The organism is Lentzea xerophila (assembly GCF_051094245.1).
GTDB classification, from domain to species: Bacteria; Actinomycetota; Actinomycetes; order Mycobacteriales; family Pseudonocardiaceae; genus Lentzea; species Lentzea xerophila.
This window is the reverse complement of record NZ_CP194934.1, coordinates 4,237,680-4,253,708: the sequence shown is the minus strand read 5'-3', so window position 1 is coordinate 4,253,708 and position 16,029 is coordinate 4,237,680. Positions and strand designations below refer to the sequence as shown.

Here is a 16,029-nt window from a genome sequence, read left to right as displayed (position 1 = left end):
CGCGAGGCGCCCTGCTGGGCGCCGGAGGAGGCGGCGAAGGGCGCGACTCTCGTCGAACGGGACTTCGAGGTAGACCCCTAGTTCGCTCCTCCGCCCGCGGCCAGGCGCATCAGGTCCGAGTCGAGGTCGATCGTCAGCTCGGTGCCGCCCGCGCTGCCGTACTCGTGCTGGTAGCTGCCCCACGACTCGTCGCGGACGGTCTTCTCGAAGCCGGCGGCCATGAGTGCCACCAGTTCGAGGGCCGCGCGGTCGATGCGCTTGTTGAGGCCGTTGTCCTGCCAGTCCTCGGTCGAGGCGAACAACGACGTCGGCACCACGACGGTCCGCAGGTAGGCGAACAGGCCGCGCATCTGGTCGTCGACCACGAGCGCGTGCCGGGCGGTGCCGGCGGTCGCGGCGAGCACGACCGGCTTCGCGATCAGCAGGTCGTTGTCGAGGATCTGGAAGAACGACGTGAACAGCCCGCTCGCGCCCGCCTTGTAGACGGGGGTGCTGGCGACGATGCCGTCCGCGCGCCGCAGGGTCGCGATGGCGTTCTGCAGCTTCGCGCCGATGTGGTTGGACACCAGCGCGTTCGCGATCTCGGAGGCGAGCTCGCGCAGTTCGATCACCGTCGTGGAGACGGTCTGCGCGCGCTTGCCGGCGAGGGCGGTGACCCGTCCGGCGACGCGGTCGGCGAGCAGGCGGGTGGACGACGGGTCGCTCGTGCCCGCCGACACGACCACCAGCTGGAAGTTCTGGCCCATTACTCCTCGTTCTGGCTGAGCTTGCCGGTGATGACGGCGAGCTGTTCGAGTTCCTCCGGTGTCAGCACGCTCAGGGCGCGCGTGACGCTGCGTGCGTGCGGGCGGCCGATCGCCCGCTGGGTCTCCCGGCCGGCCGGGGTGAGCGACAGGCGCACACCCCGGCGGTCGCCGGGGTCAGGGCACCGTTCGACCAGGCCCCGGTCGACCAGGCGGTCGACCATGCGGGACAGGGCGGGCTGGCTCAGGAGCACGTGGCGGTTCAGCTCACTCATCCTGAGTGGACTGTCGCACTTGGACAGCTGGTACAGCACGTCGTACTCCCGCATGGTCAGCTCGCCCCAGACGTCCTCCGCGTTGAACTGCTTCATCAACACGGCGTACGCCTTCATGAGCGACTCCCACGCCTCGTTGGCACGGGTCACTGCTCGTCCTGGTACGGCGAGCCACCGGTGACGTTGTCACCCCGGTTGGCGTTCGGCTTCGGCTGGCGGGCGGGCTTGTCGCCGTACTTGGCCTTGACACGCCCGGCGTGCGTAGGCGGCTTGGCGGTCTCCGGGTCCTGCCGCGCCTCGATCTCCTTGCGCAGCACCGGAACCACTTCCTCGCCCAGCAGGTCGAGCTGGTTCAGCACGGTCTTGAGCGGCAGGCCCGCGTGGTCCATCAGGAACATCTGGCGCTGGTAGTCGCCGAAGTGCTCGCGGAAGGTCAGCGTCTTGTCGATGACCTCCTGCGGGCTGCCGACCGACAGCGGCGTCATCTCCATGAAGTCCTCCATCTTCGGCCCGTGGCCGTAGACGGGTGCCTCGTTGAAGTACGGGCGGAACTCCTTGATCGCGTCCTGCGACCGCTTCGCGATGTAGGCCTGACCGCCCAGGCCGACGATGGCCTGCTTCTCCGTGCCGTGGCCGTAGTGCGCGTACCGCTGGCGGTAGAACTCGATCAGCCGCATGTAGTGCTCCTTCGGCCAGAAGATGTTGTTCGCGAAGAAGCCGTCGCCGTAGTAGGCGGCCTGCTCCGCGATCTCCGGCGTGCGGATCGACCCGTGCCACACGAACGGCGGCAGGTCGTCCAGCGGCCGCGGGGTGCTGGTGAAGCCCTGCAGCGGCGTGCGGAACTTCCCTTCCCAGTCCACGACGTCCTCGCGCCACAACCGGTGCAGGAGGTTGTAGTTCTCCAGTGCCAGCGGCAGGCTCTGCCGGATGTCGGCGCCGAACCACGGGTAGACCGGCGCGGTGTTGCCGCGGCCCAGCATCAGGTCCATGCGGCCCTTCGCCAGGTGCTGCAGCATCGCGTACTCCTCCGCGATGCGCACCGGGTCGTTGGTGGTGATCAGCGTCGTCGCGGTGCTGACGATCAGCTTCCGGGTCCTCGCCGCGATGTGGCTCAGCAGCGTGGTCGGCGCGGACGAGAAGAACGGCGGGTTGTGGTGCTCACCGATCGCGAACACGTCGAGCCCGACCTCCTCGGCCTTCTCGGCGATCTGCATGATCGCGTCGATGCGCTCGGCCTCGCTGGGGGTCTCGCCGCTCACCGGGTCCCTGGTGATGTCGCTCACCGAGAAGATTCCGAACTGCACGGCACCCGCCTCCTTCAGTCTTCGTGATTAATGCGTTTGCATCTACTTTAACGCGTGGGCGCCCGGCCTATTCCCACTACCCTGATCACATGTCGTTGGCCGTGGGGGACGCCGGCTTCAGCTACGGCGGGGTTCCCGTTTTCGCAGGTCTTTCCTTCGCGGTCGCGCCGGGAGAGGCCGTCGCGGTGGTGGGCGCGAACGGGTCCGGCAAGTCGACGCTGCTCCGCTGCCTGGTCGGCGCCGAGGTGCTGGACCACGGCACCGTGCTGGTCGACGGCGCCGAGCTGGACGAGTCGTCGGCCGTGTTCCGCGCCGCCGTCGCGTCCCTTCTGGACGATGCCGACTACTTCCCGGACGTGTCCGTCGTGGAGCACCTGCGGCTGCTGGCCTGGTTGCACTCCTCGCCGGCCGACGTCGACGAGGTGATGGCGGAACTCGGGCTGACACCGGTGGCGGACCAGCTGCCGCCGACGCTGTCCTCGGGGCAACGGCACCGGCTCGGGCTGGCCTCGTGCTTCGTGCGGCCGCGCTCGGTGCTGGTGCTCGACGAACCGGAGCAGCGCCTCGACGCGGCCGGGCGGTCGTGGCTGCGCGGCCGGTTGCTGGCGGAGAAGGCGGCCGGGGTGGCCGTCGTCTTCGCCTCGCACGACCACGCGCTGGTGGAGGCGGTGGCGTGCCGGTCCGTCACGCTGTGACCGTTCTCGACGTGCGCCGCCGGGTGCGGACGCCGGTGCCGTGGCGGTTCCGGGTCACCCGGTGGTACGCGCGGCTCGTCAACCTCTCCATCGCCGGCGCCGTCGGGTACGGGCTGGTCGCCACCGCCCTGGCGAAGGAGGGACAGCCGGGGAGTGCGTGGACCGCGCTCTGGTTGTCGGTGCTGGGCGCTACCGTGCTGATGAAGGCACTGCTGGCGTTCGGTCCGGTCTTCGCCGGGGCCGACCGGATGTTCTGGGTGTTCAGCTCCCCCGTGTCGCGCGGTTCGGTGTTGCGGCCGCGGTTGTTCGGGCTGCTCGCGGCTGGTGCGGCGGTGGGGGCGGTGTGGCCCGCGGTCGTGTTCGGGGTCGTGGGCGCTGTCTCCGCGCCGTTGGTCGCCGTGGTGCTGGGGGCTGCCGGAGGTCTGGCCGTGGTAGCCGCGGCCGCGGTGGTGCAGCGGGCGCGGGTGCGGCCGCAGGGGTGGTTGAGTGGGCTGGCCGGGCTGGCGGTGGTCGCGCTGCTGGTGCCGCCGGGCTTCGTCGCCGTGCCGGAGGTCGGGCGGAACGCCGTCGGTGTCGCCTGGGTGGTGTCGCTCGCCCTCGCGGCGGTGGCGGGTGCGTCGGTGCGGCACCTGCGCCGCTCGGACCTCGCGGCGGGAGCGGCGCTGGCCGGGGTGGCGCGGGTGTCAGTGAGCTGGTTCGACCTCGCATTGCTCGGTGCGATCCTGGCCGAACGCCGTGCGCGCGCCCTCGGACGCGTGAGGTCGGCGCGGTTGCGAGGCTCCCCGGTGGCCGTCCTCGTCTGGACGGACGTCCTGCGGCTGCGGCGCACCCCCAGCGCGGCCCTCGTGTGGGCGGCGCTCCTGCCCGCTCCCGCGCTCGTGGCTGTGGGCGGCTCCGCCGCGGCCGTCCCGGTCGTCCACCTCGTCGCCGCGTTCCTCGCCACCGACCGGCTGGCCGCGGGGCTGAAGTTCGTGTGCCGCTCCGCGGCGATGCGCCGGGCCGTGGGTCTCCCGGACCGGACCCTGCGCCTGGCACACCTCGTGTTCCCCGCGGCCGGAGCCGTCCTGTGGTGCACCGTGACGACGGCCTTCACCCCGCACGTCTCCGCGCTCGGCGCGATCATCTCGGCGGTCGGGGCGGTGGCCGTCGTCTATCGGATCGCCACGCGGCCACCGGTCGACTACGGGTCCGCGATCGTCGACTTCGGACTGTTCGGGCCGACACCGCTGGGCCTGATCGTGCAGCTCAGCCGTGGCCCGGCGCTGCTCACGGCGCTCGCTGTGCTGCAGGCGACGCTGTGATGTGCCTGCGGGGCGTCCGGACCGGCGAACGCGGGGTCGCGGCAGCCTACGCCGAGAGCAGCGAGGCGACGCGCTCGGCGGTGGCCACGGTGGACTGCGGGTTCTGGCCCGTCACGAGCCTGCCGTCCACGACCACCGTGCTCGACCACGGTGCACCCGGCGCGAGCCGCGCGCCCAGTTCGGTCAGCCGGCCGGCGACGGAGTAGGGGACGTTCAGGCCGCCCTGGCGCTCCTCCTCGTCGCTGAACACCGCCATCTCCTTGCCGGCGAACACGAACGTGCCGTCCGCGCGGACCGCGCTCAGCAGCCCGGCCGGTCCGTGGCACAGCGCCGCGACGAGCTTGCCGCTGTCGTGGAAGTCCGCCAGCAACGCGCCGAGCGCCGGGTCGGACGCCAGGTCCGCCATCGGGCCGTGGCCGCCGGGCAGGTAGATCGCGTCGAAGTCCGCCGCGTTCATGCCGGCCAGCGACGCCGGAGCGCGCAGGTCTTCAAGTGAGGCGACGGCGTCGTCGAACGTGCCGTCCAGGCTCGCCTTGTCCACGGTCGGCACCACACCGCCCGGCGTCGCCAGCGTGACCTCGACGCCGGCCTCGCGCAGCACGCGCACGGACTCGACGACCTCCTCGGCCCAGAACCCCGTGGGGTGGCTCGTGCCGTCCGCCAGCGTGAGCGAGCCGGCGCCGGACACGACCATCAGTAGCTTCTTCATGCGCTCAGGACATCACAGATCAGCGCAACCCGTCGGCCGAGCTATAAGCTGCCTTATGGCTGAACGGTTGACGGACCTCGACCTGCTGTCCACGTTCCTGGAGATCTACCGCGGCGGCTCGCTCACCGCCGCCGCCACCCGGCGCGGCCTCACCCAGCCCGCGGTGAGCGGCCAGCTCGCCAAGCTGGAGAGGGAGCTCGGCGAACCGCTGTTCGTCCGGGGTAGCCGTGGGGTGACACCCACCCCCCGAGCCGACGAGCTGGCGCGCCGGGTCGGGCAGCACGTCGACCAGCTGCGGGCCGCACTCGACCCCGCACCCACCCTCGACGGCACCGTCGGGATCGGGGGAGCGGCGGAGTTCATGACCGTTCGAGGCTTGCCCGCACTCGCCCCGCTGACCCGGCGCGGCCTCCGGTTCGAGGTGACGCTCGGCCTCGCGAACGACCTCCTGGCCGCCCTCCGGTCCGGGCAGCTCGACCTGGTGCTGTCCGCCGTCCGCCCCGGCGCGGGACTGACCGCCACCCCGCTCACCGACGAGGAGTTCCTCCTGGTCGGGCCACCGCTGCTGGCCAGAACCGTGGACCCGCGGTTGCTCGCCGACGACCCGGCGCGCGCCCTCGAACACCTGCCGCTCGTCGCCTACTCCGGCGAGCTGCCGATCATCCGCCGGTACTGGCGCAGCGAGTTCGGCAGGCGGCCGAAGAACACGACCGCCGTCACCGTGCCGGACCTGCGCGCGGTGCTCGCCGCGGTGATCGCCGGGGCAGGCGTGTCCGCCCTGCCGCGCTACCTCGCCGAACCCGCGCTCACGGCCGGTTCCGTCGAACTGCTGCACCACCCGGAGCTGGCCCCGCTCAACACCCTCTACGTCGTGACCCGCGCGGCGACCACCCCGGTCACCGACGCCGTCGTCGAGCACCTGAGGTCACGGGACTGGGGCGTCCTCTAGGCGATCGCCCGGCAGTCCGTTTCGGACACTGCGTCAGACACTGCGCAGAACCGACACGACGATGCCGAGGATGACCGCCCTGTCGCCGTCGATGACGGGGTAGGTCTCGTTGCGCGGCTCCAGGTACACGTGGCCGCCCCGGCGCTGGTAGACCTTGACCGTCGCCTCCTCCTCGATCATGGCGGCGACGATCTGCCCGTTGTAGGCCTCGTGCGTCTGCCGCACCACGACCGTGTCGCCGTCGCAGATCGCGGCGTCGATCATCGAGTCACCGCGCACGCGCAGCGCGAACACGTTGCTGCCGCGGCCGACCAGTCCGCGCGGCAGGGTCAGCACCTCGTCCACGTGCTCGACGGCCGAGATCGGCGTGCCGGCGGCGATGTCACCGACGACGGGCACCGAGATCTGGTCTCCGGAGGCCTGCGCGGACATCGGCGTCTCGCTCAGGAAGACCCGGACGTCCATCGGCCGCGTCACCGAGGGGCCGCGCTTGAGGAAACCCTTGTCCTCCAACGCCGACAGGTGCTTGGAGACACTGGAGGAGGACCTGAGGCCGACCGCGTCGCCGATCTCGCGGGTGCTGGGGGAGTAGCCGTGCTCGACGACCCAGTCGCGGATGGCGACGAGGATCCTCTGCTGGCGCTCCGGCAGCTCCGTCGTGTCGAGTTCAAGATCGTCGTAGGCGGTCATCGGCCAGATAGTAGTTACGGGGTCGCCGGCCACGATCGGGTGGTCGTTCGATCATGCGATGACCTCTGGCTCGGTGGGAGGACTCGTCCGGAACGCGCCGAGCGCCTCGCCCCTGCCACCCGTGTCATCCCGGTGGGCCAGCGCGTCCGGCGGGCAGGAGCCGCGGGCGGACAACGCGACGCGGTGGCTAAGTTGAGCGCGTGCCCAAATCTGCCGACCGCGGCCGCCGCACCCGTGAACAACTGCTCGACGCCGCCGCTCAGCTGGTGGGCGAGGTCGGCTGGGGCGCGGTGACCACGCGGCTGGTCGCCGAACGGGCGGGCGTCAACGCCGCGCTCGTGCACTACCACTTCTCGTCGGTGCCCGAACTGCTGTCGGCGGCCGCGCTGCAGGTCGCCTCGCGGGTGCTGGGCGAGTCCGCGGAGGCCTTGCGGTCGGTGTCGCCGGCCGAGGGGGTCGAGCGGATCTTCGAGGACCTGTCCCGCTTCACCGGCACCGACCCGGAGTCGTTGCTGCTGGCGGAGGCGTTCCTGGCCGCGCACCGGCTGCCCGGTCTCCGGTCCGGGCTGTCGGCGCTGGTGGCGGAGTTCCGCGCCCGTGTCGCGGACTGGCTGCGTGCCGCGGACGTTCGTGACGCCGACGAGGTGGCGTTGCTGCTGGGCGCGGCCATCGACGGGTTGGTGCTGCACCGCGCGTTGGACTCCTCAGTCGACTTCCGCGCGGTCGCGGGTCCGTTCCGGCGCCTGGTCGCGGGCTGACCAGCGCGGTTCGCCGCCCGCCTCGGTGAACGCGGTCAGCGCCTCGACCAGGCCGTGCCGCAGGTGCTCCGGCATGCGCTCCACGATCGTGCTGATCTCGGCGCGGCGGCGGGCCATCACCTGGCTCACCACGCGGCGGCCTTCCGTGCTCGCCACGACCACGACCTCACGTCTCGTGGCGGGGTTCGGCTCGCGGTCGACCATGCCGGACGTGACCAGGCGGTCGATCATGCGCTTGGCCGTGGACGGGTTGACCTCCAGCAGGTCCGCGAGCGCGGCGAGGCTCATCGGGCCGCGGCTGTCGAGCAGGACGACCATCCTGAGCTGCGGCAGCGTGAGCGTCTCCTCGACCGCCGCGAGTGATCGCGCCGACACGGCCACGAGCAGGCGGGACGCGGTGAGGACCGCGTCGGTCAGGTCGTCGACATCGCTCACCCGTCAGTTCTACAGGGCTCGCGGTTGATAACGAAACGATAAACATTGCACTGTGCAACGGTCGGCTCGCCGTGGTCTGTCCGTACCTCCCGGCATGCGGATACTCCTCGTCTCCTTGTTGACGTTGCTGGTGGGCGCTCCGCCCGCGTTCGCGCAGCAGGACCTGGGTCCCGACCACGTCCAGACGCAGTTCGGGCCGATGGGGCCCGCTGGTCGTGACCTGTTGCAGAAGGTCGCTCTCGCCGGGTTGTGGGAGGGGCCCGCCGGGCGGATGGGGCTCGAGAAGTCGTCCAGCCCGGCTGTGCAGGAGGCCTCGCGGCACCTCATCGAGGGGCACGCCGACCTCGACCGGCGCACCGTCGAGCTCGCCCGCACGTTCGGCGTGCAGTTGCCCACGCGGCCGAGCGAGGCTCAGCAGGGGTGGCTGAACGAGATGACGGCCGCGCCCGCGCGCAGTGCCGAGTTCGACCGGGTCTTCGCGAACCGGCTTCGCGCCGCCCATGGTGGCGTCTACAAGTTCCTGGCCGCCGTGCGCACCGGCACGCGCAATACGGCGATCCGCGACTACGCCAAGGTCTGCATGGACACCGTGCTCGACCACATGACGGTGCTGGAGGCCACCGGGATGGTCGACTTCAGCGACACCGAGGCGATCCCGCTGGCGCTGGTCGCGCAGCCTTCGCCGGCCACGCCCACGCCCACCGTTCCCCGTGCGCCGCAGTTCGTCGCACAGCAACAGCAACCGCAGGGCGACGGCGTCTCCGACGGCCTGATCGGGCTGGGTGTGCTCGTGGCGGTCGTCGCGGGCCTGTGGATCTGGACCGGCGGGCGGAGTAGTCGCAGGATGCACCCGTAGTGCTAGATTGGGCATATGCCTAAGTCGAATGCCCAACGAGTGTTGGTGGTGGGAGCCGGGATCGCCGGGCTCACGTCCGCGTGGTGGCTGGAGCGCGCGGGGTGGGACGTTCTGGTCGTCGAGAAGGCGCCGTCGTTCCGCACCGGCGGCTACATGATCGATTTCTTCGGGCCCGGCCACGAGGTGGCGCGGCGGATGGGGCTGCTGCCGGCGCTGGAGCGGTGGCGGGCGCCGATCTCGTCGGTGACCAGCGTGGACTCCCGTGGCCGCAAGCGCGGCGAGATCTCCACGGCCGCCTACGAGGCCGTCGCGGACGGCGTGATCAGCCTGCTGCGCGGTGACCTGGCCTGGGTGATCCGCGACGATGTGCGGGCGCCGATCCGTTACGGCACCACGGTTTCCTCGATCGACGACGGACGGGTGACGTTCTCGGACGGGTCGGTCGACGTGTTCGACCTGGTCGTCGGTGCCGACGGGGTGCACTCGCGGGTGCGGGAGCTGGTGTTCGGGCCGTCGTCGTCGTTCGTGCGGTACCTGGGGTACCACACGGCGGCGTTCTCGGTCCGGGATCCTGAGCTGAGCGCCCGGATCGGCTACCGGTACCAGCTGCTGACCGTGCCGCATCGGATGATCGGCTGCTACGCCGTGCGGGACGGCTCGCTGTCCGCGTTGATGCTCTACCGGTCCTCTTCCGCCGAGTTGCCTTCGGATCCGGCCGCGGCGTTGCGCTCGCGGTTCGGCGACCTCGGCTGGGTCGCGCCCGCGCTGCTTTCCGTTGTGCCGGAGGACGTCTACTTCGACGAGGCGTCCCAGGTGGAGATGCCGGTGTGGCACCGGGGCAAGGTCGTGCTCGTCGGTGACGCGTGCGGTGCCGTCTCGTTGTTCGCCGGCCACGGCGCATCGCTCGCGATGACCGGGGCCTGCATCCTGGTGGAGGAGCTGTCCGCGGGCTTCCCCGGCGCGTTCGACCGCTATCAGGCGCGCCTCAAGCCCGCGGTGCAGCACACCCAGGAGTTCGGGCGGCGGTTCATCGGCTGGATGGCGCCCTCGTCGTCGTGGCGCATCTCGTTGCGCGACATGGCTCTGCGGCTGTCGGGCCTGCCGGTCGTGCGCAAGCTGATCCGTTCCTCGGTCGTGCCGGACGTGGACGGCGTGCTCACGAGTGCGTCCTAACGGGCGTCGTACGCCTCGCGGTTCACCAGCACCTCCGCGATGTGGTCCTCGGCCCACCGGCACAGCGCGAGCAACGGCGCGTGCAACGTGAACCCCAGTTCCGTCAGCTCGTACTCGACCCGCGGCGGCACCTCGGCGTGCACGTGCCGCGTGACGAGGCCGTCCCGTTCGAGGTCGCGGAGCGTCTCGGTCAGCACCTTGCCGCTGATCCCGTCGAGCTGGGTCCTGAGGTCGCCGAACCGCAGGCGCCCGGTGCTGCCCAGCACCGAGACCGCCATTGCCGTCCACTTGTTCGCGATGCGCGCGAGACTCGTCCGCGAAGGGCAGGTGGACATCAGCACGCCCCAGTCCGGCATGGTCTGTGACATGGCGCACATCCGTCCATTAGTTACGTTGAGGTAATTGGTTACTTTTGGTGAGCATAGGCCCTCCACGGAGAAACGGAGAAGCCATGACCACCCCACTCGACGTCGCCACCACCTACTTCGAGGCCCTCGAATCGGGAGACTTCGCCACCGTCGCCGCTCAGCTCGCCGAGGACGTCGTGTGGCATCAGCCGGGCGGCAACCGGTTCTCGGGCGTGCACCGCGGCAGCGACGCGGCCGGGGCCATGATCGGCGGCATGATGGCGGTGTCCGAGGGCACGTTCGCGCTGAGGCGCAACGCGCCGTTGATGGTGAACGGCGACATCGTGGCGGCGCCGGTCCGGTGGACGGCGAAGCGTCCGGGAGCCGAGATGGACGGCGTCGGTGTCGACCTGATGCGCGTGGCCGACGGCAAGGTCGCCGAGGTGTGGTTGTTCACCGCAGACCCGGCCGAGGAGGACGCATTCTGGGGTCAGGGGTGACGCAGCGGTGAATTAGCGGCATGTCTGCCACCCGATCGGGCTAGATCACGACAGACTGGACGAGTGGAACGGGAACGCAGGTGGACGGACAAGGGTGAGGCCATCGGGCACGGCGTGAGCTGGCTCGCGCGGTGGAGTCTGCGGGTGGCGCTGGGCGCCCTCGGCTTCTGGATGGTGTTCTGGCTCGTCGGGAAGCTCTGGGTGGTGGTCATGCCCGTGCTGCTCGCGCTGCTGATCACCACGGTGCTCTGGCCGCCGGCCAGGTGGATGATGTCCAAGGGGCTGAACTCGGCGCTGTCGGCGACGATCGTGCTGCTCGTCGGGCTGGCCGTGCTGGGTGGCGTGATCGCGGCGATCTCGTCGTCGATCGCGTCGGGCGTGCCGGAGATCGCGCGGAGCGCGCAGACGGCCGTCACCCAGTTGCAGGACTGGGCCAGCGGGCCGCCGTTGAACCTGCGCGACACGGACCTCGACAACCTCATCTCCCAGGGCGTCGAGCAGGTCCAGGCGAGCATCGGGTCGATCGCGAGCGGGCTGCTGACCGGGGCCGGGGCGGTGACGTCCGGTGTCGTGACCGGCGTGGTGGCGTTGCTGCTGGCGTTCTTCTTCGTGAAGGACGGCATGCGCTTCACGCCGTGGGTGCGCGGCATGATCGGCGAGCGCGCCGGCCGGCACGTCACGACGGTGCTGGAGCGGATCTGGGTCACCCTCGGCACCTTCATCCGCAGCCAGGCGGTCGTGTCGCTGATCGACTCCGTGTTCATCGGCCTCGGCCTGCTCATCCTCGGTGTGCCGCTGGCGATTCCGCTGGCCGCGCTGACGTTCCTCGGCGGCTTCGTCCCGATCGTCGGCGCGTTGATCGCGGGCGCGCTGGCGGTGCTGGTCGCGCTCGTCAGCAACGGCCTGACCACGGCCATCATCATGCTGGTGATCGTCATCGTGGTGCAGCAGGTCGAGGGCAACGTGCTGCAGCCGATCCTGCAGTCGCGCGGCCTGCGCCTGCACGCGGCGGTGGTGCTGCTCGTGGTCACGGCCGGCACCAGCCTCTACGGCATCGCGGGCGCGTTCTTCTCCGTGCCGGTCGCCGCCGCGGTGGCGGTGGTCATCAGGTACCTGGGCGAGGTCATCGAGGCGAGGTCTGTAATGGACACGTCACATCCGGAGGGGGATGAACCGGCGGAGACCGAACGTTCTCCTGAGTGAACATCGAGCAGAGGAGTACCACCGTGACGGAGAAGGCTGTTCTCGCCGGCGGCTGTTTCTGGGGCATGCAGGACTTGTTCCGCCGCCACCCCGGCGTCGTCTCCACCCGCGTCGGCTACACCGGAGACCCCAGCACGCCGAACGCCACGTACCGCCGCCACGGCAACCACGCCGAGGCGATCGAGATCGTGTTCGACCCGGCCCAGCTGAGCTACCGGCAGATCCTCGAGTTCTTCTTCCAGATCCACGACCCGTCGACCCGCAACCGCCAGGGCAACGACATCGGTGCGAGCTACCGCTCGGCGATCTTCTACACCGACGACGCCCAGAAGAGGGTCGCGGAGGAGACGATCGCGGCGGTCGACGCCTCCGGCAAGTGGCCGGGCAAGGTCGTCACCGAGGTCACGCAGGAGTCCGACTTCTGGCAGGCCGAGCCGGAGCACCAGGACTACCTGGAGCGCTACCCGAACGGCTACACGTGCCACTACGTGAGGCCGGAATGGCAGCTCGGCGAGAGGTAGAGATCGCCGGTCTGCACGTCTCACCCGTGCACGCCTTCGAGGGCCGTCCGGCGGACGGCCCTCGTCCCGATCCGGAGCCCGTGGCGCGTGACCACGTGGTGGTCCGCGCCGGGCTCGGCATCGTCGGCGACCGCTACTTCAACCACCCCGCGCACCGCAACGCCGCGGTCACGCTGATCGCGGCCGAGTCGCTCGACCCGTGGCCGGTGGACCCGCTGACCGCCCGGCGCAACGTCGTCGTGCGCGGGTTCGACGTCGACTCGCTGCGCCGCGGCACCGTCTTCAGCCTCGACAGCGGCGACGGGCCGGTGCGGTTCGAGGTCCACCGCCCGGCGAGCCCCTGCGCGTGGATGAACCAGGTCGTCGCACCGGGTGCCTTCAAGGCCCTGCGGGGCAGGGGCGGCATCCGCTGCACGCCGCTCGACGACGGGGTGCTGCGCATCGGATCAGCGGCGGCGGCCATAGTGAGCGTATGAAGTGGTTGCGCCGCAAGCCAACGATCATCACCGCCGCCGGCCTCGCCGTGGTGCTCGCCGCCACCGTGACACTGTGGAACGTCAGCAGCGCCCGCACCTTCCAGTTCTTCGGTGACCTGGTCGACCGCGTCGAGACCATCGAGAAGGTCGTCGCGCTGACCTTCGACGACGGCCCCGACCCCGCCGGCACCCAGCAGGTCCTCGACCTGCTCGACGCCGAACAGGTGCCCGCCACGTTCTTCCTCATGGGCCGCGACCTCGCGAAGCATCCGGAGCTGGGCAGGAAGATCGCGGACGCGAAGCACGAGATCGGCAACCACACCTACCACCACCAGCGCATGGTCGGCGTCCTGCCGAGCACGGTGGCCAGGGAGGTCGAGGACACCGACGCCGAGATCCGCAAGACGGGTTACAGCGGTGACATCCACTTCCGGCCACCCAATGGCAAGAAGCTCTTCGCCCTGCCGCACTACCTGAAGGAACACAACCGCACGACGGTCATGTGGGACGTGGAACCCGACTCGGAGGGCACGCCCGGCGCGCAGCAGATCGTCCAGGAGACCCTGCGGGACACCAGACCGGGCTCGATCATCCTGCTCCATCCCATGTACGCGGGGCGGGACCAGAGCAGGCAGGCGCTCAAGCCGATCATCACCGGGCTCAAGGAGCGCGGCTACCGGTTCGTCACCGTGTCCGCGCTCCTCGCGGCCCGGTGAGCGCCGGTCGCCCTAGATCAGGTCCGCCAGCTCCACCCGGCGCAGGAACTCGCCGCGAACCCGGTCCGCCACCGCGTTGACGACCTCCGCGCCGTCGGACGACGGGTCGACGTGCACGCGGAACGGCGGCCGGTCGGCACCCACCACGTCCACGATCGCGTCGGCCACGGCACCGACGTCGGCCCACGCGGGTTCCAGGTCGGCGAGCCGGGCGCCCACCTGGTCCATCAGACCGGGGTAGAACTCCTCGTACGCGGAGGCGACGTCGGCGTCGGCGGGTGTGCCGCTGTGCGCGAAGTGGTTGGTGCCGCTGGTGAACGCGCCCGGCACGACGATCGTGGTCTCGATGCCGAACCGCAGCAGCTCGGCGCGGTAGGAGACGGCGACCGCGTCCATCGCCGCCTTGGCCGCGAAGTACGGCGCCAGGTACGGGGGAGTGCCGCCGCGCGTGGAACTCGATCCCACCCACACCACGTGGCCGGAGCGCTGACCGCGCAGGTGCGGCAGGGCGGCGCGGTTGACGCGTTGCGTGCCCAGGACGTTCACGTCGTACAGAGCGGCGTACTGCTCCGGCGTGAAGGCCTCGGCGGGACCGGTGACCATGTGGCCCGCGTTGTGCACCACCACGTCCAGGCGGCCCTGTGCGGCGATGATCGCCGCGATCGCGGCGTCCACGGACTCCTGCGACTGCACGTCGAGCTCGACGGCGTGCACGGCGGCGTTGTTCGAGGTCCCGAAGGCCTCCAGTTCCGCCACCGCGGGAGCGTTGCGGCCGGAGGTCTCGCGCATGCCCGCGTAGACGGTGTGCCCGGCGAGGCCGAGCCTGCGGACCGTCAGGGCGCCGAAACCGCTGGACGCTCCCGTGACGACGATGACCTTGCCCATCAGATGATGCCTCCGTTCGCACGAATGGTCTGGCCGTTGATCCAGCGAGCGGGGCCCGCCAGGAAGGAGATGACCTCGGAGATGTCCTCGGGGGAGCCGAGGCGCTCGAGCGGGGCCTGCTTCGCGAGGGTGTCGATGGCCGCCTCGTCCTTGCCCTCCAGGAACAGGGCCGTGGCGGTGGGGCCGGGGGCGACGGTGTTGACGGTGATGTCGCGGCCGCGCAGTTCGCGGGCCAGGACCAGGGTCAGCGCCTCGACGCCGCCCTTCGACATGGCGTAGGCGCCGTACTGCGGGAACCGCAGCCCCACCACGGACGACGAGATGTTGATGATCGCGCCGCCGTTGCGCAACCGGCGTGCGGCCTGCTGCGACACGATGAACGTGCCACGGGCGTTGGTGCGCATGATGCGGTCGAAGACTTCGAGGTCCATGTCGGCGACCGTGCCCAACGGCATGATGCCCGCGGAGTTCACGACGATGTCGACGCCGCCGAAGGTCTTCTCGGCCAGGCCGAACGCGGCGGCGACGGCGTTCTCGTCGCTCACGTCGGCCTGCGCGGCGACGGCCTGGCCGCCGTTCGACCTGATCTCCTCGACGGCCTTGTCGGCCTCGGTCTTGTTGCCGGCGTACACGATGACGACGGCGGTGCCGTCGGTGGCGAGGCGCTCGGCGGCTGCCCGCCCGATGCCCCTCGATCCGCCGGTGACGATCGCAACGCGAGTCATGGCGATGCTCCTAGGTGCTGTTTCCGTTGATAACGTAACTAACGTAGCACCGATATCGAATCACCGCTACCGCAGATGTGTTATCGTCGTTACATGGACACGCGAGAGCGCCTGGTGCAGGCGGCCGCCGACCTGTTGATCCAGGGCGGCAAGGAAGCGGTCTCCACGCGCGCGGTCGCGGCCGCGGCGGGGGTGCAGGCACCGACGCTGTACCGGCTGTTCGGCGACAAGGACGGGCTGCTCGACGCCGTCGCGGCACACGGCTTCGCCGACTACCTGGCGACCAAGCACGCGATGGGTGCGAGCGACAACCCCGTCGACGACCTGCGGCGCGGGTGGGAGCTGCACATCGGGTTCGGTCTGGCGCGGCCCGCGTTCTACCTGCTGATGTACGGCGAGCCGCGCAAGCGCCCGGCGCGGCTGGAGGCGGACGCGATGCTGCGCGAAATCATCAGCCGCATCGCGTCGGCGGGGCGCCTGACGGTGCCGGTCGAGCAGGCGGCGCAGTTCGTGCACGCGGCGGGCATGGGCGTGGTGCTGGCGCTGATCGCGACGCCGGAGCAGGACCGCGACCTGGAGCTGATCACGTTCTCGCGCGAGCAGGTGATCAGGGCGATCACGACGGACGTCTCGCCGGACGAGCCGACGGACATCCCGAGCCGCGCGATCGCGCTGAGGGTGGCACTGGAGGAGGACCCGCCCCTGATGCTGTCTCCAGCGGAACGGGCTCTCCTGGCCGAGTGGTTGAACCGGGTGGCGAAGTAGCGG

Annotated in this window: 21 protein-coding genes; 12 read left to right on the top strand and 9 right to left on the bottom strand. The window is 70.6% G+C overall.

What is annotated here, in order from left to right:
• Positions 1 to 77 precede the first annotated feature (77 nt).
• From ACRSBM_RS20250 to ACRSBM_RS20240, 3 genes are read right to left on the bottom strand one after another with little or no spacing between them, the layout of a single operon-like run.
• Complete coding sequence (locus tag ACRSBM_RS20250) at positions 78 to 746, bottom strand: CE1759 family FMN reductase (protein WP_434445185.1); 669 nt, start codon at positions 744 to 746, stop codon at positions 78 to 80.
• Complete coding sequence (locus tag ACRSBM_RS20245) at positions 746 to 1,168, bottom strand: MarR family winged helix-turn-helix transcriptional regulator (RefSeq protein WP_434445184.1); 423 nt, start codon at positions 1,166 to 1,168, stop codon at positions 746 to 748. Before ACRSBM_RS20245 ends, ACRSBM_RS20250 begins: the two co-directional genes overlap by 1 nt.
• Positions 1,165 to 2,322, bottom strand: coding sequence for an LLM class flavin-dependent oxidoreductase (locus tag ACRSBM_RS20240; protein ID WP_434445183.1), 1,158 nt, complete (start codon positions 2,320 to 2,322; stop codon positions 1,165 to 1,167). The genes ACRSBM_RS20245 and ACRSBM_RS20240 overlap by 4 nt, the downstream gene beginning before the upstream one ends.
• Before the next feature lie 89 nt (positions 2,323 to 2,411).
• On the opposite strand from ACRSBM_RS20240, the gene ACRSBM_RS20235 reads away from it, so the two are divergent.
• Both ACRSBM_RS20235 and ACRSBM_RS20230 read left to right on the top strand, forming a co-directional pair.
• Positions 2,412 to 3,017, top strand: a complete 606-nt coding sequence (locus ACRSBM_RS20235) for an ABC transporter ATP-binding protein (RefSeq protein ID WP_434445182.1) — start codon at positions 2,412 to 2,414, stop codon at positions 3,015 to 3,017.
• The gene (locus ACRSBM_RS20230) at positions 3,014 to 4,318 is read left to right on the top strand and encodes a DUF6297 family protein (RefSeq protein ID WP_434445181.1); all 1,305 of its coding nucleotides are present in this window, start codon (positions 3,014 to 3,016) and stop codon (positions 4,316 to 4,318) included. The genes ACRSBM_RS20235 and ACRSBM_RS20230 overlap by 4 nt, the downstream gene beginning before the upstream one ends.
• A gap of 46 nt (positions 4,319 to 4,364) precedes the next feature.
• Here ACRSBM_RS20230 and ACRSBM_RS20225 read toward each other — a convergent pair whose 3' ends face one another.
• Complete coding sequence (locus ACRSBM_RS20225; RefSeq protein ID WP_434445180.1) at positions 4,365 to 5,027, bottom strand: type 1 glutamine amidotransferase domain-containing protein; 663 nt, start codon at positions 5,025 to 5,027, stop codon at positions 4,365 to 4,367.
• Between the two features lie 55 nt (positions 5,028 to 5,082).
• Between ACRSBM_RS20225 and ACRSBM_RS20220 the strand changes: the two genes are divergently transcribed.
• Positions 5,083 to 5,976 (top strand): LysR family transcriptional regulator, encoded by an 894-nt coding sequence (locus ACRSBM_RS20220; protein WP_434445179.1) that lies wholly within the window; start codon positions 5,083 to 5,085, stop codon positions 5,974 to 5,976.
• A 33-nt stretch (positions 5,977 to 6,009) separates the two neighbouring features.
• Here ACRSBM_RS20220 and lexA read toward each other — a convergent pair whose 3' ends face one another.
• Positions 6,010 to 6,666: a transcriptional repressor LexA gene (lexA, locus tag ACRSBM_RS20215; RefSeq protein WP_434445178.1), complete on the bottom strand. Its 657-nt coding sequence runs from the start codon at positions 6,664 to 6,666 to the stop codon at positions 6,010 to 6,012.
• 200 nt (positions 6,667 to 6,866) lie between these two features.
• Between lexA and ACRSBM_RS20210 the strand changes: the two genes are divergently transcribed.
• Entirely contained in the window at positions 6,867 to 7,424 is a 558-nt protein-coding gene (locus tag ACRSBM_RS20210; protein ID WP_434445177.1) for a TetR/AcrR family transcriptional regulator, read from the top strand.
• On the opposite strand, the gene ACRSBM_RS20205 is transcribed toward ACRSBM_RS20210, so the two are convergent.
• Entirely contained in the window at positions 7,371 to 7,859 is a 489-nt protein-coding gene (locus tag ACRSBM_RS20205) for a MarR family winged helix-turn-helix transcriptional regulator (RefSeq protein WP_434445176.1), read from the bottom strand. The genes ACRSBM_RS20210 and ACRSBM_RS20205 overlap by 54 nt on opposite strands.
• Before the next feature lie 94 nt (positions 7,860 to 7,953).
• Here ACRSBM_RS20205 and ACRSBM_RS20200 point away from each other — a divergent pair, with 94 nt between their 5' ends.
• Both ACRSBM_RS20200 and ACRSBM_RS20195 read left to right on the top strand, forming a co-directional pair.
• Complete coding sequence (locus tag ACRSBM_RS20200; RefSeq protein WP_434445175.1) at positions 7,954 to 8,715, top strand: DUF4142 domain-containing protein; 762 nt, start codon at positions 7,954 to 7,956, stop codon at positions 8,713 to 8,715.
• 15 nt (positions 8,716 to 8,730) lie between these two features.
• Positions 8,731 to 9,888, top strand: a complete 1,158-nt coding sequence (locus tag ACRSBM_RS20195) for an FAD-dependent oxidoreductase (RefSeq protein WP_434445174.1) — start codon at positions 8,731 to 8,733, stop codon at positions 9,886 to 9,888.
• Here ACRSBM_RS20195 and ACRSBM_RS20190 read toward each other — a convergent pair.
• Entirely contained in the window at positions 9,885 to 10,256 is a 372-nt protein-coding gene (locus ACRSBM_RS20190) for a winged helix-turn-helix transcriptional regulator (protein ID WP_434445173.1), read from the bottom strand. The two genes, ACRSBM_RS20195 and ACRSBM_RS20190, sit on opposite strands and share 4 nt — an antisense overlap.
• Positions 10,257 to 10,339: 83 nt before the next feature.
• Here ACRSBM_RS20190 and ACRSBM_RS20185 point away from each other — a divergent pair, with 83 nt between their 5' ends.
• The 5 genes from ACRSBM_RS20185 to ACRSBM_RS20165 all read left to right on the top strand — a co-directional run bounded on the left by ACRSBM_RS20185 (position 10,340) and on the right by ACRSBM_RS20165 (position 13,651).
• Positions 10,340 to 10,735: a nuclear transport factor 2 family protein gene (locus tag ACRSBM_RS20185; protein WP_434445172.1), complete on the top strand. Its 396-nt coding sequence runs from the start codon at positions 10,340 to 10,342 to the stop codon at positions 10,733 to 10,735.
• A gap of 63 nt (positions 10,736 to 10,798) precedes the next feature.
• Complete coding sequence (locus tag ACRSBM_RS20180) at positions 10,799 to 11,938, top strand: AI-2E family transporter (RefSeq protein WP_434445171.1); 1,140 nt, start codon at positions 10,799 to 10,801, stop codon at positions 11,936 to 11,938.
• 23 nt (positions 11,939 to 11,961) lie between these two features.
• Positions 11,962 to 12,459, top strand: coding sequence for a peptide-methionine (S)-S-oxide reductase MsrA (msrA, locus tag ACRSBM_RS20175; RefSeq protein ID WP_434445170.1), 498 nt, complete (start codon positions 11,962 to 11,964; stop codon positions 12,457 to 12,459).
• Entirely contained in the window at positions 12,438 to 12,935 is a 498-nt protein-coding gene (locus tag ACRSBM_RS20170; RefSeq protein WP_434445169.1) for an MOSC domain-containing protein, read from the top strand. Before msrA ends, ACRSBM_RS20170 begins: the two co-directional genes overlap by 22 nt.
• Complete coding sequence (locus tag ACRSBM_RS20165; protein ID WP_434445168.1) at positions 12,932 to 13,651, top strand: polysaccharide deacetylase family protein; 720 nt, start codon at positions 12,932 to 12,934, stop codon at positions 13,649 to 13,651. Before ACRSBM_RS20170 ends, ACRSBM_RS20165 begins: the two co-directional genes overlap by 4 nt.
• 12 nt (positions 13,652 to 13,663) lie before the next feature.
• On the opposite strand, the gene ACRSBM_RS20160 is transcribed toward ACRSBM_RS20165, so the two are convergent.
• Entirely contained in the window at positions 13,664 to 14,536 is an 873-nt protein-coding gene (locus ACRSBM_RS20160; protein ID WP_434445167.1) for an SDR family NAD(P)-dependent oxidoreductase, read from the bottom strand.
• Positions 14,536 to 15,261 carry an SDR family oxidoreductase gene (locus ACRSBM_RS20155; RefSeq protein ID WP_434445166.1) on the bottom strand — a complete coding sequence of 242 codons (726 nt, stop codon included), beginning with the start codon at positions 15,259 to 15,261 and terminating at the stop codon, positions 14,536 to 14,538. The genes ACRSBM_RS20160 and ACRSBM_RS20155 overlap by 1 nt, the downstream gene beginning before the upstream one ends.
• Before the next feature lie 93 nt (positions 15,262 to 15,354).
• Here ACRSBM_RS20155 and ACRSBM_RS20150 point away from each other — a divergent pair, with 93 nt between their 5' ends.
• On the top strand, positions 15,355 to 16,026 hold the full coding sequence (locus ACRSBM_RS20150; RefSeq protein ID WP_434445165.1) for a TetR/AcrR family transcriptional regulator: 672 nt from the start codon (positions 15,355 to 15,357) through the stop codon (positions 16,024 to 16,026).
• Positions 16,027 to 16,029: the final 3 nt, after the last annotated feature.

Bases quoted from the DNA above. Each gene is read 5' to 3' on its own strand.
- ACRSBM_RS20200 (WP_434445175.1), top strand. From the start codon at position 7,954: ATGCGGATACTCCTCGTCTCCTTGTTGACGTTGCTGGTGGGCGCTCCG.
- ACRSBM_RS20220 (WP_434445179.1), top strand. From the start codon at position 5,083: ATGGCTGAACGGTTGACGGACCTCGACCTGCTGTCCACGTTCCTGGAG.
- ACRSBM_RS20155 (WP_434445166.1), bottom strand. From the start codon at position 15,261: ATGACTCGCGTTGCGATCGTCACCGGCGGATCGAGGGGCATCGGGCGG.
- ACRSBM_RS20170 (WP_434445169.1), top strand. From the start codon at position 12,438: ATGGCAGCTCGGCGAGAGGTAGAGATCGCCGGTCTGCACGTCTCACCC.
- ACRSBM_RS20225 (WP_434445180.1), bottom strand. From the start codon at position 5,027: ATGAAGAAGCTACTGATGGTCGTGTCCGGCGCCGGCTCGCTCACGCTG.
- ACRSBM_RS20190 (WP_434445173.1), bottom strand. From the start codon at position 10,256: ATGTCACAGACCATGCCGGACTGGGGCGTGCTGATGTCCACCTGCCCT.
- ACRSBM_RS20165 (WP_434445168.1), top strand. From the start codon at position 12,932: ATGAAGTGGTTGCGCCGCAAGCCAACGATCATCACCGCCGCCGGCCTC.
- ACRSBM_RS20235 (WP_434445182.1), top strand. From the start codon at position 2,412: ATGTCGTTGGCCGTGGGGGACGCCGGCTTCAGCTACGGCGGGGTTCCC.
- ACRSBM_RS20150 (WP_434445165.1), top strand. From the start codon at position 15,355: ATGGACACGCGAGAGCGCCTGGTGCAGGCGGCCGCCGACCTGTTGATC.
- lexA (WP_434445178.1), bottom strand. From the start codon at position 6,666: ATGACCGCCTACGACGATCTTGAACTCGACACGACGGAGCTGCCGGAG.
- ACRSBM_RS20195 (WP_434445174.1), top strand. From the start codon at position 8,731: ATGCCTAAGTCGAATGCCCAACGAGTGTTGGTGGTGGGAGCCGGGATC.
- ACRSBM_RS20250 (WP_434445185.1), bottom strand. From the start codon at position 746: ATGGGCCAGAACTTCCAGCTGGTGGTCGTGTCGGCGGGCACGAGCGAC.
- ACRSBM_RS20185 (WP_434445172.1), top strand. From the start codon at position 10,340: ATGACCACCCCACTCGACGTCGCCACCACCTACTTCGAGGCCCTCGAA.
- ACRSBM_RS20160 (WP_434445167.1), bottom strand. From the start codon at position 14,536: ATGGGCAAGGTCATCGTCGTCACGGGAGCGTCCAGCGGTTTCGGCGCC.